Source organism: Vibrio sp. HB236076 (assembly GCF_040957575.1).
In the GTDB taxonomy this organism is placed as follows: Bacteria; Pseudomonadota; Gammaproteobacteria; order Enterobacterales; family Vibrionaceae; genus Vibrio.
On sequence record NZ_CP162601.1, the window covers coordinates 2,718,128 to 2,732,151 of the forward strand.

At 48.2% G+C, this 14,024-nt stretch carries 12 protein-coding genes; all 12 read left to right on the plus strand.

The window, feature by feature from the left end; all coding sequences use genetic code 11:
* Positions 1-3: 3 nt before the first annotated feature.
* The 12 genes from AB0763_RS11940 to rfaD all read left to right on the plus strand — a co-directional run bounded on the left by AB0763_RS11940 (position 4) and on the right by rfaD (position 13,997).
* The gene (locus tag AB0763_RS11940) at positions 4-660 is read left to right on the plus strand and encodes a hypothetical protein (RefSeq protein WP_306101995.1); all 657 of its coding nucleotides are present in this window, start codon (positions 4-6) and stop codon (positions 658-660) included.
* Positions 647-1,297, plus strand: coding sequence for an ABC transporter ATP-binding protein (locus AB0763_RS11945; RefSeq protein ID WP_306101996.1), 651 nt, complete (start codon positions 647-649; stop codon positions 1,295-1,297). The genes AB0763_RS11940 and AB0763_RS11945 overlap by 14 nt, the downstream gene beginning before the upstream one ends.
* A gap of 127 nt (positions 1,298-1,424) precedes the next feature.
* Positions 1,425-3,158, plus strand: coding sequence for an SLC13 family permease (locus tag AB0763_RS11950; RefSeq protein ID WP_306101997.1), 1,734 nt, complete (start codon positions 1,425-1,427; stop codon positions 3,156-3,158).
* A 158-nt stretch (positions 3,159-3,316) separates the two neighbouring features.
* On the plus strand, positions 3,317-4,225 hold the full coding sequence (gene cysD, locus AB0763_RS11955) for a sulfate adenylyltransferase subunit CysD (RefSeq protein ID WP_306102087.1): 909 nt from the start codon (positions 3,317-3,319) through the stop codon (positions 4,223-4,225).
* 79 nt (positions 4,226-4,304) lie between these two features.
* Complete coding sequence (cysC, locus tag AB0763_RS11960; protein ID WP_306102088.1) at positions 4,305-4,967, plus strand: adenylyl-sulfate kinase; 663 nt, start codon at positions 4,305-4,307, stop codon at positions 4,965-4,967.
* Entirely contained in the window at positions 4,957-5,919 is a 963-nt protein-coding gene (locus tag AB0763_RS11965; protein ID WP_306101998.1) for a DHH family phosphoesterase, read from the plus strand. Before cysC ends, AB0763_RS11965 begins: the two co-directional genes overlap by 11 nt.
* A 54-nt stretch (positions 5,920-5,973) precedes the next feature.
* On the plus strand, positions 5,974-7,383 hold the full coding sequence (gene cysN, locus AB0763_RS11970; RefSeq protein ID WP_306101999.1) for a sulfate adenylyltransferase subunit CysN: 1,410 nt from the start codon (positions 5,974-5,976) through the stop codon (positions 7,381-7,383).
* Positions 7,384-7,680: 297 nt separating this feature from the next.
* Positions 7,681-8,748, plus strand: coding sequence for a UDP-N-acetylglucosamine--undecaprenyl-phosphate N-acetylglucosaminephosphotransferase (gene wecA, locus AB0763_RS11975; RefSeq protein WP_306102000.1), 1,068 nt, complete (start codon positions 7,681-7,683; stop codon positions 8,746-8,748).
* 67 nt (positions 8,749-8,815) lie between these two features.
* Entirely contained in the window at positions 8,816-9,085 is a 270-nt protein-coding gene (locus AB0763_RS11980; protein WP_306102001.1) for a hypothetical protein, read from the plus strand.
* 650 nt (positions 9,086-9,735) lie between these two features.
* Entirely contained in the window at positions 9,736-10,641 is a 906-nt protein-coding gene (locus AB0763_RS11985; RefSeq protein ID WP_306102002.1) for a hypothetical protein, read from the plus strand.
* Positions 10,642-10,858: 217 nt separating this feature from the next.
* A complete protein-coding gene (locus tag AB0763_RS11990) occupies positions 10,859-12,922 on the plus strand; it encodes a YjbH domain-containing protein (RefSeq protein WP_306102003.1) in 2,064 nt (687 codons plus the stop codon).
* A 136-nt stretch (positions 12,923-13,058) separates the two neighbouring features.
* Complete coding sequence (gene rfaD, locus AB0763_RS11995) at positions 13,059-13,997, plus strand: ADP-glyceromanno-heptose 6-epimerase (protein ID WP_306102004.1); 939 nt, start codon at positions 13,059-13,061, stop codon at positions 13,995-13,997.
* The last annotated feature ends 27 nt before the right edge of the window (positions 13,998-14,024 follow it).

Consider the following 14,024-nt stretch of genomic DNA (forward strand, 5'->3'; position numbering starts at 1 on the left):
ACCATGAGTTTAGACAAAATAAAAAAGCGACTGCTGATTTCCACCTTGAGCATTATGCCCAAAAGCACCAAAAATAAAGCCTTGGTCAAAGTCCTCAACCGAGTGGGCCACTTTGTGCAGCCTGAGTTACAAGGTCAACAAGTCGCCATTGCCATCCCAGACATCAAAATGGCAGCTCAGTTGCTCGTGCGCGACGGCAACGTGGAGCTGGCTGAGGACAGTGAAGGCCATCGCCACGCCCCAGAAAGCGTACCAACGTTTGAGCTCAGTTTTGATCAGCTTTGCCAAGTGGGGCGCAAAAGGGATCTCTTACAGCTGGCCGAGCAACATCGTCAGCAATCCTCTTTGGTGTTGGCCCTGGTCAACGCGATTGATGATAAAGCCCTTGACCAAACCTTAACGCAAATCTATCAAAAGCTCTCCGCGCCCAACTTAAGACCGCCGCGTTTTGATCTCGACAGCGCCAGCTTAAACGATCTCGAAACCGCCGCCGATATTGACTTTGTTCGCGACAGTGCGGTGAAAATGGAGCAAAGCAATCTTAAAAAAGCGCATCAACTGATGGCACTGGCCCATCAAGCCAGACCCCAAGGCCAGTTTATCAAAGACAAGCTGGATCTGTATCGTCAACAACTCGGTCTTCGCCATGATAACGCTTGATAACTTAACCAAATACTATCCATCCGATCTCGGCAATCAATACGTCTTTCGCGATGTTAACTTCACCTTTCCCTCGGGCCACAATGTGGCGTTAATGGGCTCAAATGGGGCGGGTAAATCGACGTTATTTCGCATTTTAGCCGGCAGTGAATACCCCAACCGCGGCCGCGTGGTCACCGACCGAGCTCTGTCTTGGCCTGTCGCACTGTCGACCGGTATTCACCCGCAAATGACCGGGCGCGAAAACACCCGCTTTATCGGCCGAGTCAATGGCGTTGCCAACCTCGATGAGTACGAGGAAAAGGTCAAAGAATTTGCCGAACTCGGCGTCAAGTACGATTTGCCCGTGGCCAGTTACTCGAGTGGTATGCGCTCGCGCTTGGCCTTTGGCTGTTGTATTGCGGTGAACTTTGATGTGTATCTGATTGACGAAGCGACGTCGGTTGGCGATCAGAAGTTTCGCAAAAAAGCCAAACAAGCCCTACTCGATAAAAGTAAGCAATCTCAAGTCATTATGGTCAGCCATGAGGTGGAAGAGTTGCGCGAGTTTTGCGACAGCGTGGTGATCATACACCAAGGTCAGCTGACATTTTTTGACAATTTTGACATTGGGATCGAAGTGTATAATCAGTTATAAGTCAGTCACAAACAAACTATCGCCTCCCGCTTTCGTTGATTATGATAGCGTAAAGATGACGATAACAGATTAAAACCTTAGTATCCGCTATGTGTTTAATGGACTATCACTAAAAAAATAAAAAATTATGCTAGGTGCTTACGCTTCATACTTCGTTCTGACTTTATTTGCCCTGACTATTGTTGGGTTAATACGCTATCAAAACCATCCAGAACGCGTTTTTGGTGTGTTAATGTTGATTTTGATTGCCACCAATCTCGTCACTCAACAACAAGTGGTGGCCAGTTTTGCCAACCCGGGCTTGTTGACGCTTATTTTGTTGATGGTGTGTTCCTTGGCGCTGGAAAAAACCAAATTACTGCGCCTGGTCGCCGGCTACGTGATCCAAAAGAGCTATAATGCCACCTGGCTGCGTCTCTATCTTCTCACGACGTTATCATCGGCCGTTTTAAACAATACCGCGGTGGTCTCGACCATGCTGGCTCCAATCAGAAATAACCCGCATCACCCAGCCAGTCGTTTACTGCTTCCCCTCTCGTACGCCGCCATACTCGGGGGGACCTTGACCCTAGTCGGAACATCCACCAACTTAATCGTCAACAGTATGGCGCTTGATGCTGGTTTACCTGGGCTGCACTTTTTTGATTTTACGTTAGTAGGTGCTTGCCTCGTCACCTTTGTGGGCATATTACTCTTTGGTCTGTCGCGCTTTTTACCCAGCTATAAGGTCATCACTACTAACCCGACCGATTACTTTATCGATGCCAAGGTACAAGAAGGCTCAGAACTGATTGGTAAAACCATTGAAGCCAATGGTCTGCGCAATTTGGAATCGCTGTTTTTAGTGGAAATTTTGCGCGAAGGCCACCTGATTTCACCGGTCTCGCCAACCGAAGTCCTCAAAGCCGAAGACCGCCTTATCTTCAGTGGCGACATAAAAAAAGTGACCTTGCTCAATCAGTTTGATGGCCTAGCGCTATTTGCCTACGAAAATGGGTTACCGATCGATAACTTGACCGAAGTGGTCGTTCGACCTGAGAGTATCTTAGCGGGAAAAACGCTTAAAAAAGCGGGATTTCGTGCCCTGTTTGATGCTGCTGTCGTGGCCTTAAGGCGCGATGGTGAGGCGATTTCAGGCAAACTCGGTGAGCAAGTGCTTCGCCCTGGGGATTACTTGGTGCTTGCCGTTGGTGAAGATTTTAAAAGCCGACGCAACATCAATAAAAATTTCTTTTTGATCAGTGGCGTCACGCCCGACCACATGCTTAAAGGCAAACAAGAAAAGCTCGCCATTGGCGGTTTCTTCTTGGCCATCGCCGCCGCCGCATTAGGCTGGGTCCCTTTGTTTCAGGGCATGTTGCTGCTACTGGGGTTATTGTTAGTCAGTGGTTGCTTACAAACCAATGAAGTATTACAGCGCTTGCCAACGCAAATTTGGCTGATCATCTCCTCGGCCTTATTGCTCTCACAAGCGCTGGAAAACAGTCAAGCCCTCGACGGGTTAAAACAATGGATTGCCGCCCACCCACAAAGTTTCACGCCGTTTACGGCCCTCGTGGTGGTGTACTTATTAACTTGGGTGTTTACCGAACTCGTCACCAATAACGCCGCGGCAGCGCTGGCCTTCCCGATCGCTTATGGGCTGGCCTCGAGTTTGGGGGCGGATTTACACAGCTTTATTTTAGTGGTGGCGTTTGGCGCAAGTGCCAGTTTTGTTAGCCCTTATGGCTACCAAACCAACCTCATGGTGTACAACGCCGGCCAATACCGAATTCAGGATTATGTCAAAGTGGGCTTGCCGATCAGTTTGCTCTATGGCGTAACCGTTATTAGTGCGATCAGCTATTTTTATGGGGTTTAAACATCCCGCTGACGTACTTATCACCAGCAAGACGTATACTTTGCCTATAACGCAATGTATAAAAATGATAGCAACACTTTGCACAACACATTGTTAAAGCGGTATGCTGTCTTTATTAACAGAATAACTAGTTAGAATAGGGAACATCTGAGATGACTATTTCTCCTGAGCGTATGACTCACTTAAAACAATTGGAAGCCGAGTCAATCCATATCATTCGCGAAGTCGCGGCCGAATTTGATAACCCAGTAATGCTGTATTCCGTGGGTAAAGACTCGTCGGTAATGTTGCACCTTGCTCGCAAAGCGTTTGCCCCAGGTAAACCGCCATTCCCACTGATGCACGTTGATACCACTTGGAAATTTAAAGAAATGTATCAATTCCGCGATCAAATGGCGGAAAAAGTTGGCATGAACCTGATCGTTCACCAAAACCCAGACGGTTTGGCGATGAACATCAGCCCGTTCACCCACGGCAGTTCACAGCACACCGATATCATGAAAACCCAAGGCTTGAAGCAAGCGCTGGACAAATACGGTTTTGATGCGGCCTTTGGTGGCGCTCGCCGCGACGAGGAAAAATCTCGCGCCAAAGAACGCGTTTACTCTTTCCGCGACGAACACCACCGTTGGGACCCGAAAAACCAACGTCCTGAGCTTTGGAATATCTACAACGGCAAGGTTAACAAAGGCGAAAGCATCCGCGTTTTCCCACTGTCAAACTGGACTGAGCTCGATATCTGGCAATACATTTACCTAGAAAGCATCGAGATCCCTGATCTCTACCTATCGAAGATGCGTCCTGTGGTCGAACGCGATGGCATGCTGATCATGCGTGATGACGAGCGTATGGAGCTCAAAGAAGGGGAAGAAATCACAGAAAAAATGGTTCGCTTCCGCACCTTGGGTTGTTACCCACTGACCGGCGCGGTTGAGTCGCAAGCTACGACGTTAACAGAAGTCATTCAGGAAATGTTGTTAACGACGACATCAGAACGACAAGGTCGTGCGATTGACCACGATAGCTCTGGCTCGATGGAGAAGAAAAAGCGCGAAGGCTACTTCTAACTCCAGAGTAAGGTTTACGCCTGTTTAACGCCGAGCGCCACTGGCGCTTGTAATGACATGGAAAGAGATCGTCTCATTTATGACAACGCCATACGAAAAGAAAGACAACGACTCGGTGAGTGACGATGTGGTTTGGCACAACACCACGGTGACTCATCAAGACCGCGTTTCTCTTAAACAACAAAAACCCGTCGTGCTTTGGTTTACTGGCTTAAGTGGCTCAGGAAAATCCACCATTGCCAACGCGGTAGAAAGCCAGCTTTTGCGCCTTGGTAAGCACAGCTATCTACTCGATGGCGATAACGTTCGCCACGGCTTAAACAAAGATTTGGGCTTTAGCGATGTCGACCGCGTGGAAAACATTCGTCGCATTGGCGAAGTGGCCAAATTGTTTGTCGATTCAGGCACTATCGTATTGACGGCCTTTATCTCGCCGTTTATCTCTGACCGCCAACAGGTGCGAGATTTGCTGGCGGCGGATCAATTCTTAGAGGTGTTTATTGACACCCCACTCGACGTCTGTGAAGCCCGGGATCCGAAAGGCTTGTACAAAAAAGCGCGCGCGGGTGAAATCAAGCACTTCACCGGGATTGATTCTGAGTATCAAGCGCCAGTTAACGCTGAGATCCACGTGAAAACCGCGGACTTATCGATTGAACAATGTGCGACTCAAGTTATTGAAAAATTGAGTGAGCTTGGCTACTTACAACTCAGCGCTCAGGAGGCCTCTCATGCATTATGATGTCTTTAACGGCGATGCAGACGGCATTATTGCCCTACTGCAGCTTCGCCTCGCAGAGCCCAAAGACAGTCAGCTGATCACCGGGGTGAAACGCGACATTCAATTGCTGCAACACGTGGCCAATGCCAATGATGTCACCTCAGTGACCACGCTCGATATCTCGATGGAGAAAAACAAAGCGCCACTTGAGGCGTTACTGGCACGCGGTATTGACACGTTTTACTGTGACCACCATCGCGCCGGTGATATACCAGAAAGTGACCACTTACACGCTTTGATTGACCTCGATGCGGAAACCTGTACTAGCTTGCTGATCAATCAGTACCTAGGGCAACGTTACTCCACTTGGGCGATTGCGGCGGCCTTTGGCGATAACATGTTCAAGGCGGCCGAAGCATTGGCGGCAGAACAAGCACTCTCAGCGCAAGATACCGAATTTTTGAAAGAGCTCGGCACCTTGATCAACTACAACGGCTATGGCGCAAATATCGATGATTTGCACATCCCGCCTGCAACCTTGTTCCAACAGTTGCTCGGCTATGAAAATCCGTTTGATTTAAGAGAAGATCGTCAATCGCCTTACTATCAATTGAAAGCGGGCTATGAGAGCGATTACCAAAATGTCCTCTCGCTCACGCCGATTGAAGACAGTGATGTCAGCAAGGTTTTTGAGTTACCGTGTCAGCCTTGGGCAAGACGAATTAGTGGTGTGTTTGGCAATGAATTGGCCAATCAATCTCCCGATAAAGCCCATGCGGTTCTCACTCTTAACGGCTCTGAACAAGACTATACCGTCAGTGTTCGCGCGCCGTTGAGCAACCGCGTTGGTGCCGATGAAATTTGCAGCCAGTTCCCCACTGGCGGAGGCCGTAAAGCCGCCGCGGGTGTTAACGCACTCCCCCTGGCCGACAAAGCGCGCTTTATCGAGACACTCAATCGTTTTTATCAATAAAAGAATACTATTATTTACAAGAGCCAGGATTGTGCTCTGAGAAGGGAATACACTATGTCACATTCATCTGAATTGATTGCAAAAGACATTGAAGCTTATCTAAAGGTTCATGAAAACAAAGATCTACTACGCTTTATCACCTGTGGTAGTGTGGATGACGGTAAATCAACTCTAATCGGTCGCCTGCTCTTTGATAGCAAGCTCATTTATGAAGATCAGATGGCGGCGATCGAAAAAGACTCGCAAAAATTCAACACCACCAATGAAGCATTCGACTTAGCCCTTTTGGTCGACGGCTTGCAGTCTGAGCGTGAGCAAGGCATCACGATCGACGTGGCCTACCGTTACTTCTCGACTGACAAGCGCAAGTTCATCATTGCCGATACTCCTGGGCATGAGCAATACACGCGTAACATGGTGACGGGTGCGTCCACTTGTGACCTGGCCATTGTGATGGTCGATGCGCGTCACGGCATTCAAACGCAAACTCGCCGTCACAGCTACATTTGTAGTCTACTTGGCATTAAGCACATTATTGTTGCAATCAACAAAATGGACTTGATGGATTACAGCCAAGACGTGTACCAAAAAGTGAAAGCCGATTACCGTGAAATGGCGAAGAACTTTAACATTGACGACATTCGCTTTGTGCCAATTTCTGCCCTAAAAGGCGATAACGTGGTCACACCAAGTGAGAAAATGGATTGGTACCCAGGCGCGACCTTGATGAAGCTGCTTGAAACCGTCAAAGTGGACAAAGACGTCAACCTAGAAAAAATGCGTTTCCCAGTCCAGTACGTCAATCGCCCGAACCTAGATTTTCGCGGCTTCTGCGGCACTCTAGCGTCAGGCCTAGTTGAAGTTGGCGATGAGATCACCGCTCTGCCGTCAGGCAAAACCTCTAAGGTGAAATCGATTTACACTTACGATGCTGAGCTTGAGCGTGCGCAACCTGGTCAAGCGATAACGATCACACTCGAAGACGAGATCGACATTTCTCGCGGCGATATGATCGTTCACTCCGGCCACGAAGCCCCTGTGTCTAACAAACTCAGTGCCCACGTCGTTTGGATGAGTGAAAGTGCCCTACGTACGCAAAAAGAGTACTTGTTTAAGTTTGCGACCAAATCGTGTGCCGGTAAAGTCTCTGCGCTTCACCATAAAGTGGATGTCAATACACTTGAGCAACACGGTGAAAATGCCGAAAGCCTTGAGCTCAACGAAATTGGTATGGCGGACATCAGCTTGCTTGAAAAAGTCGTCATGGACAATTACCAAGAATTGCCGCAAACCGGTGCTTTCATTATCATCGACCGCCACAGCAATGTGACCGTTGGTGCGGGTATGGTCAGTGAAGTCTTGAGCGACCAAGGCCAAGAAAGCCGCGTTTACTCGCAATCTGAAAAAGATCTCAACGCCTACGTGCGCAAACACTTCCCTGAATGGGGCTGTGCTGAGATTTAATCGCTCATTCGACGAGTAAAAAGTAAGTGGGTGCTTACGGATAAGCGCCCACTTTGACATATTCCAGACACAATTCGCAGAAAAAAACATCAAACTGTCATTCCGCTTTGCTATAATCAGTGATATAAATCACATATAAGATACTCATACATTTGCATTGCTATTTTTGAATTTTATCGACGAGCTGATTAACCTTCTTAACCCCACTCTCAGTGGTGAACACCACACTGGTCATCAACGGGTTATCACGTCGCATAAAATCGTCAATTCGTCTCGGCTTTTACAAGGATTTTGGCTTTGATCACTCTGATTGCGCTCACGCTGACTATTTCTATTTTTAGTTTATTATCGCTAAGAAAAGTCGCCATCGTCTATGATTTGGTCGACAAACCGACTCATCGCAAAGTCCATGAAGGCAACATTCCCTTTATTGGCGGCCAAGCACTGTTTGTCACCTTAGTGTCGATGGGGTTGTGGCAACCTAACTTAATTCCGCACAGCTTTGAGTATCTGATGGTCAGTGGCATTTTAGTGGCCGTCGGTACCGTCGATGACAAGCTCAATATCCGTGCCTCTACGCGCCTGGTGATCTTATTGCTGTTGTCTTTGTGGTTGATCTACGTGAAGGGCATCAGCCTAACGCAACTTGGGAACTTATTTGGCACCGGTGACATCGACGTCGGCGCGGGCAGTGTTGTCTTAACGACGGCAGCGATTATTGGTTGTATCTGTGCGTTTAATATGGTCGACGGCATCGATGGCTTGTTGGGTGGCTTGGCCTCGGTCACCTTTGCCGGGTTAGGTTTTCTCTTTTGGTATTCTGGCGATGTCAATTTGGCCTATTTTTGCTCGCTGTTCGTCTTGGCCATGCTCCCCTATATCTTTTTCAATCTCGATTTGATCCCCAAGCGCTCTTTTAAAGTTTTCATGGGCGATTCGGGCAGTTTCTTAATTGGTTTTACCATCGTGTGGCTGTTGATCCACAGCTCTCAAGTGTTGCCTGATGGCTCAACGACGTCGTTGGTATTGCAACCCGTAACGGCCTTATGGCTCATTGCTTTGCCATTGATGGACATGGCCATGGTCATGATCAGACGAATGAAAAAACGCCGCTCTCCTTTTAAGCCCGACCGCCTGCACTTACATCACTTATGTGTCCGCTTGGGAATGTCGGCACGACAAACCTTGGCGTTTATCGTGGCGCTCTCTGTTCTTTTGGCTTGTTTGGGGATCTGGGCACAGCTTCAAGGTGTGCCAGAGTCGTTGATGCTGGCAACATTTATCGCATTGTTCCTTCTTTATGTTGTCATCATCAGTTATATTTGGCGTATCTCAACGTTTATTCGTCAGTGGCGCCAAGCATAGCGCACCGCAACCTTGGTTTGTTGCGCCAAACTCGACGACTTAATTAACCCAACAATACAAGTGAAGTATGACATTAGAGGAATTTTTAGCCCCTTTGCTCGAAGAGGCTGCCCAGCAACCCCACTTAGATGACGCCGCTCGCTTTCTTCTCAGCGTGTTAACCACCTGTGAAGAGTATGACTTTCCGGTATTAACGGAACACAATGCCCCCTCGCTCTCGGCGCGCTGCAGCGTGTACTGGTTACTCGAAACCCAAACCTCACCGGCTCGTCTTCACTTGTCTTTATTGACCGCAACCGACACTCTCATTAAGCAGTCGCTGACGTTTGATGATTGATACCCGGCCGACAAAATAGTGCGGCTCTCCTCTCGATAAAACGCCATCACGGCGTGAAAGAATCGCCGGCAAAAGAATGAATGAGCGCCTATATATCTAGCTCGCCTGTGGGGTGAGCTCAGAAGTGGGGGGCTTGTGGTCTCATTTACTTTCTATTGAATCCGGTGAGTTTCATACCAACCTAACTCAATCGCAGGTCACCTTAGCGGGTTAAAAACTCGATCTCGCCGTTAATAAAATCATTGGAATGATAACAACTTAGATTCCTTTCTTGTGTTGTACTCAAGCTTTGTTCCTACACTATCATTGATCACAGACTGAATCAGTTTGGTATATTTTCAACAATTTCATTGCCAAATCTTTTGTACCAGTCTAGATTTATAACGAGTGCTTATGCACTTTTGCTTATAACAATGGACAAGTAAGCGTACCCTTTCCCCATTGATTTATACCTGTGTGGTGGGCGCACTCTAACTCCAATCGGTGTTCAAGGAAGAGCTCAACTCATCACATTATTTTATATCAGCAAAACCGTCATCGATATGAAACTTAACATTTGTTAAATGAATATGTTTGGCGACGTTGTACACAGCGTTTTGAAATTGGATTTCTCAATAGATCGTTACCTTAATGATAAGTGGAGTTAGACTGTGAAATATAAACTTTTAGCAACGTGTGTTGGCGCAGCCGTGTTGGCGGGCTGTGGCAGTGATAGTACTTCATCATCTAGTATTCAGGCCTATGATGGCGCAATCAGTGGTTTTGAAGGGACATTTATTTGTTACGACGATGACGGCGTGCAGACCGATCAAGGCACTTTGACAGAAACCAATAGCGATGGCTTTGGTTTTACCAGTAACCTTTCTTTTACCGCTTTACCTGGCTCTTGTGTGGTTGAGTTTGCCGATTCTGACGGCAACGCGGTTGACACCTCAAACGGCAAGTCCATGTCGAATGTCAGCTACAAAATTCCTCGTGGTTTGGCCAAAAACGGCGGCGCAGCCACGCCAATCACCACTCTCATTGCCAACTACCTCGGTGATGGTGTCGATTACAATGAGTCAGCAGGCTCTGAGATCATCACCGCCCTTGGTCTTGGCTCTATTGTCGGTACTTATGTGACTTTAGACGAGCTGTTGACCAACCCCGCAGCGGCGTTTGCCACGGTCAAATCAGAAGCCGGTGCATCGCTGTACAAAAAATTGGTTGCGACAACCCAGGTGTTATCTGATGTCCTCGCCACGGGTTCGATTACCGACGTGACGGATATCACCACGGTGACGTCCAACCTTTCTGATCTGATTGTCGCGGACGACAGTATCGACTTTGACGATGTGTATGTCGATGTGACGGGCATTCTTGATGATGATGAATATGTCGCGGCTCTATCGGACAGTGATTTTGATGCAGACGACAATGCGGATCTAGTCGCGGACGTCTCTGCTTCAACAGAAACCGCCACACCGGTCGACGGTGATGATGATGACGATGACGACGATGCCACGGGCGGAACAGGTTCTGGCTCGGGCTCATCAGGCGGCAGCACCGGGGCTTAGGCCGGATAAATGGGTTGGTTGAGCATAGATTAACTGACGTCGCCAAGACACCTCACTGCGTGGGGTGTCTTTCGTTTTGCCAACTCAACACCAATCCCCCTACCCAGCTGACGAAAAAAGAGCAGGCACTGATCAATCAGCCTGAGTCGAGACCAGCCGTTACGACCCAATCTATCACCACACAATAACAAGAGTGCATTTAGCCAGGGATGATTCAATGAGAAAAGCACTGCCGTATTTACCGTTTATTTTACTGTCTTCTTTCAGTTATGCCGACGTCGAGTCTTTACCGTCTAATCAGGCGTTTACCGGGTTAGTGTTAACCCCAAACGCTCAGGTCACCGACACGGGCAATCTGAGTTTTTACTATGGGCAAGGCGTGCCTTACCAAGGTCAGATCTCAACCCTAGATACGCTCAATTTTACCCTTGGGGTATTTTCGGGATTGGAGGCGAACGGTCGAGTGGTGACCAAAACCTATGACAACAATTTATTTACCGATCCAGATGGCGGTTTGCGCGATCTGTCTATTTCCTTTAAGTACCAATTGCCTAATTTTTACCAAGTGGATGGCTTACATTTTGCTCTTGGTGTCCAAGACTTTGAAGGCGCCCTCAATTTCTTTGAAACCCGTTATGCTGTGGCAGATTATGAGTGGCAAGCGATACCGCTGAGAATGAGCTTGGGCTACGGGCAATCAGACATGACCACAGGGACGATGGATGGCGCGTTTGGCGGTCTTGAGTATCAACCTTGGTCATTTTTACAATTGAGCGCCGAATACGACGCGGTAGAAACCAATGCCAGTGTCAAACTCTTTACGCCAGACGAACTCATGCCCTGGGATTTGAAAGCGTCTTTGGCCTATCAGCTTTATAGCTCCTACGACAACAGCGAGCAGGACCTGTGGTTAGCCCAATTGGCCATGCCTTTGTGGAGTGACTACACCTCGAGACCGACCTCTCTTAAAGACAACCACACTTTAGAAGAGAAAATTGCCATTGCTCAACACGGCGCAGAGAGCGCCTCGATTACCGCTTTACAACAAGCCCTCATTCAGGAAGGCTTTGTCAATGTGCGCGTGGGGAAAAAAAATAACCAGTTGATCATTGCATTAGAGAATCGCCGCTACTACCGCAATCAAGTCGATGGTTTTGGCGTCGCACTGGGACTCATCTCCAGCCACTTCGGTGCTCAGGCGGTGAATGATTTACAACTGGGCAATGATACGTTTCAGCTCGTCAATCTCAACAACGGCATTGCCACCTCTGTGATTGAGGTATCGAGTCGCTGTTATCGAGAGTTTATCCATTCAGGTCAACCCTGTAGAGGATTGAGTTTTGATACTCAATTCTCGTCAAATCCGTTCACCGACACTCAGTGGTTAACCGAGCGTCAGCGCGCTGGCCTGGGTCGAAGTCAGGTGATTATATCTCCCAGTACTCGCTACGCGATTGCCACCGAATACGGCGTACTCGATTACTCTTTGGCGCTCGCGACCAATCTCTACACGCCGTTATGGCCAGGTTTTGCGCTTGATATTCGCCATTTTACCCCACTCGACAACAGCGATGATTATCAAGGAGACGGTTATTACGCCGATGGCCAATTTGAAAACCAGGTGGACCGCGTGTTGATTCATCAGGCTTGGCGCTGGCCGTGGGGCATTATGTCGCAATTATCCGGTGGTAAAGTACTGAACGATTACTACGGCTTTAAATATCAAGGGATGTGGTTTTCACCGAGCGGCCGTCACGCCTTTGGTGCAGAATACAGCCATTTTTCGCATCGTGACCATGACGATGAGGAAGCGAAAACACCGGCTTTGGCGAGCTACCTTTACTCGATTCCGAAATGGGACTGGCAGTTACGAGTGCGCGGTGGTGAATATTGGCAAGGCGATCAAGGCTTTGACATCACCACCAATCACAGGTTTGGCGATGTCAATGTCTATGCGAGCTATTTGTCCTCCACGCCCAAAGACGGTGACGACAACGAGCAATTTTTGAGTTTAGGTATCGAATTTCCGTTTAATTTCTGGCGCTCAATGTCACCGGGTTACGTGCAGCTGCGAGGGATTGATCAGTACCGGTTGAATATTCAGACCCGTATTGGCGATGATCAAAACTTGTTGAACACTGGACTGGGCGGCGATCTCACTTTCCAACACAATGTTGAGCGGACTTATTTTAACCGTGCCCGTTACGGCGAGCAGTATTTCCTCAATCACACTCAGCGTTTGAGAAATGCATACCTTAGATACATTGATGAGGTTAATTAGGCACGCCACAAGCGCGCGTTGTTGAGAGTTTAAAATTCCCAACACACAATTTTGACCGGCCGGCGTTGCTTAATCTCGCAACAACGGCCTTTTTTCTGTTAAAATCAAGCTTATTTCAAGTTAGTGGAAAACAAGTATGATCATCGTAACCGGCGGCGCTGGCATGATTGGCAGCAACCTCATCAAAGCATTAAACCAACAAGGCATCAATGACATCCTCGTCGTTGATCACTTAAAAGACGGCAAAAAGTTCAAAAACCTCGTCGATCTCGATATCACCGATTACATGGATCGCGATGATTTTCTCACTCAGATCATGGCCGGTGATGACTTTGGCCCCATCGAAGCCGTTTTTCATGAAGGCGCTTGCTCTGCCACCACCGAGTGGGATGGCAAATACATGATGCTCAACAACTACGAGTATTCCAAAGAGCTGTTACACTACTGCTTAGACCGCAGCATCCCATTCTTGTACGCGTCATCGGCGGCAACCTATGGCGAAACCGAGACCTTTATTGAAGAGCCTCAATACGAAGGCGCGTTAAACGTGTACGGTTACTCGAAACAACAATTTGATAATTACGTACGCCGCTTGTGGCAAGACGCCGAAGATCACGGTGAAACCCTATCGCAAATTACCGGTTTTCGTTACTTCAATGTCTATGGACCGAGAGAGCAACACAAGGGCAGCATGGCCTCGGTGGCTTTCCACTTAAACAACCAGATGAACCAAGGCGAGAATCCAAAGCTGTTTGCAGGCAGTGAAGGCTTTAAGCGCGACTTTATTTATGTCGGTGATGTATGCAAAGTCAACCTGTGGTTCTTTGAAAACGGCGTGTCCGGTATTTTCAACTGTGGGACAGGCAACGCAGAGTCATTTGAAGAAGTTGCTAAGGCGGTGATCAAACATCACGGCAAAGGCGAAATTGAAACCATTCCTTTCCCAGACCATCTAAAAGGCGCGTACCAAGAATACACCCAAGCCGACACCACCAAACTCAGAGCGGCAGGCTGTGATGTCGAGTTCAAAACCGTCGCCGAAGGCGTGGCCGAATATATGGCGATTTTGAACTAACCCCGAGCGCTTTGTTTAACATCCTTT

Coding starts and splice junctions, on each gene's coding strand:
- AB0763_RS11940 (WP_306101995.1), top strand. CDS start 4: ATGAGTTTAGACAAAATAAAAAAGCGACTGCTGATTTCCACCTTGAGC.
- AB0763_RS11945 (WP_306101996.1), top strand. CDS start 647: ATGATAACGCTTGATAACTTAACCAAATACTATCCATCCGATCTCGGC.
- AB0763_RS11950 (WP_306101997.1), top strand. CDS start 1,425: ATGCTAGGTGCTTACGCTTCATACTTCGTTCTGACTTTATTTGCCCTG.
- cysC (WP_306102088.1), top strand. CDS start 4,305: ATGACAACGCCATACGAAAAGAAAGACAACGACTCGGTGAGTGACGAT.
- AB0763_RS11965 (WP_306101998.1), top strand. CDS start 4,957: ATGCATTATGATGTCTTTAACGGCGATGCAGACGGCATTATTGCCCTA.
- cysN (WP_306101999.1), top strand. CDS start 5,974: ATGTCACATTCATCTGAATTGATTGCAAAAGACATTGAAGCTTATCTA.
- AB0763_RS11980 (WP_306102001.1), top strand. CDS start 8,816: ATGACATTAGAGGAATTTTTAGCCCCTTTGCTCGAAGAGGCTGCCCAG.
- AB0763_RS11990 (WP_306102003.1), top strand. CDS start 10,859: ATGAGAAAAGCACTGCCGTATTTACCGTTTATTTTACTGTCTTCTTTC.
- rfaD (WP_306102004.1), top strand. CDS start 13,059: ATGATCATCGTAACCGGCGGCGCTGGCATGATTGGCAGCAACCTCATC.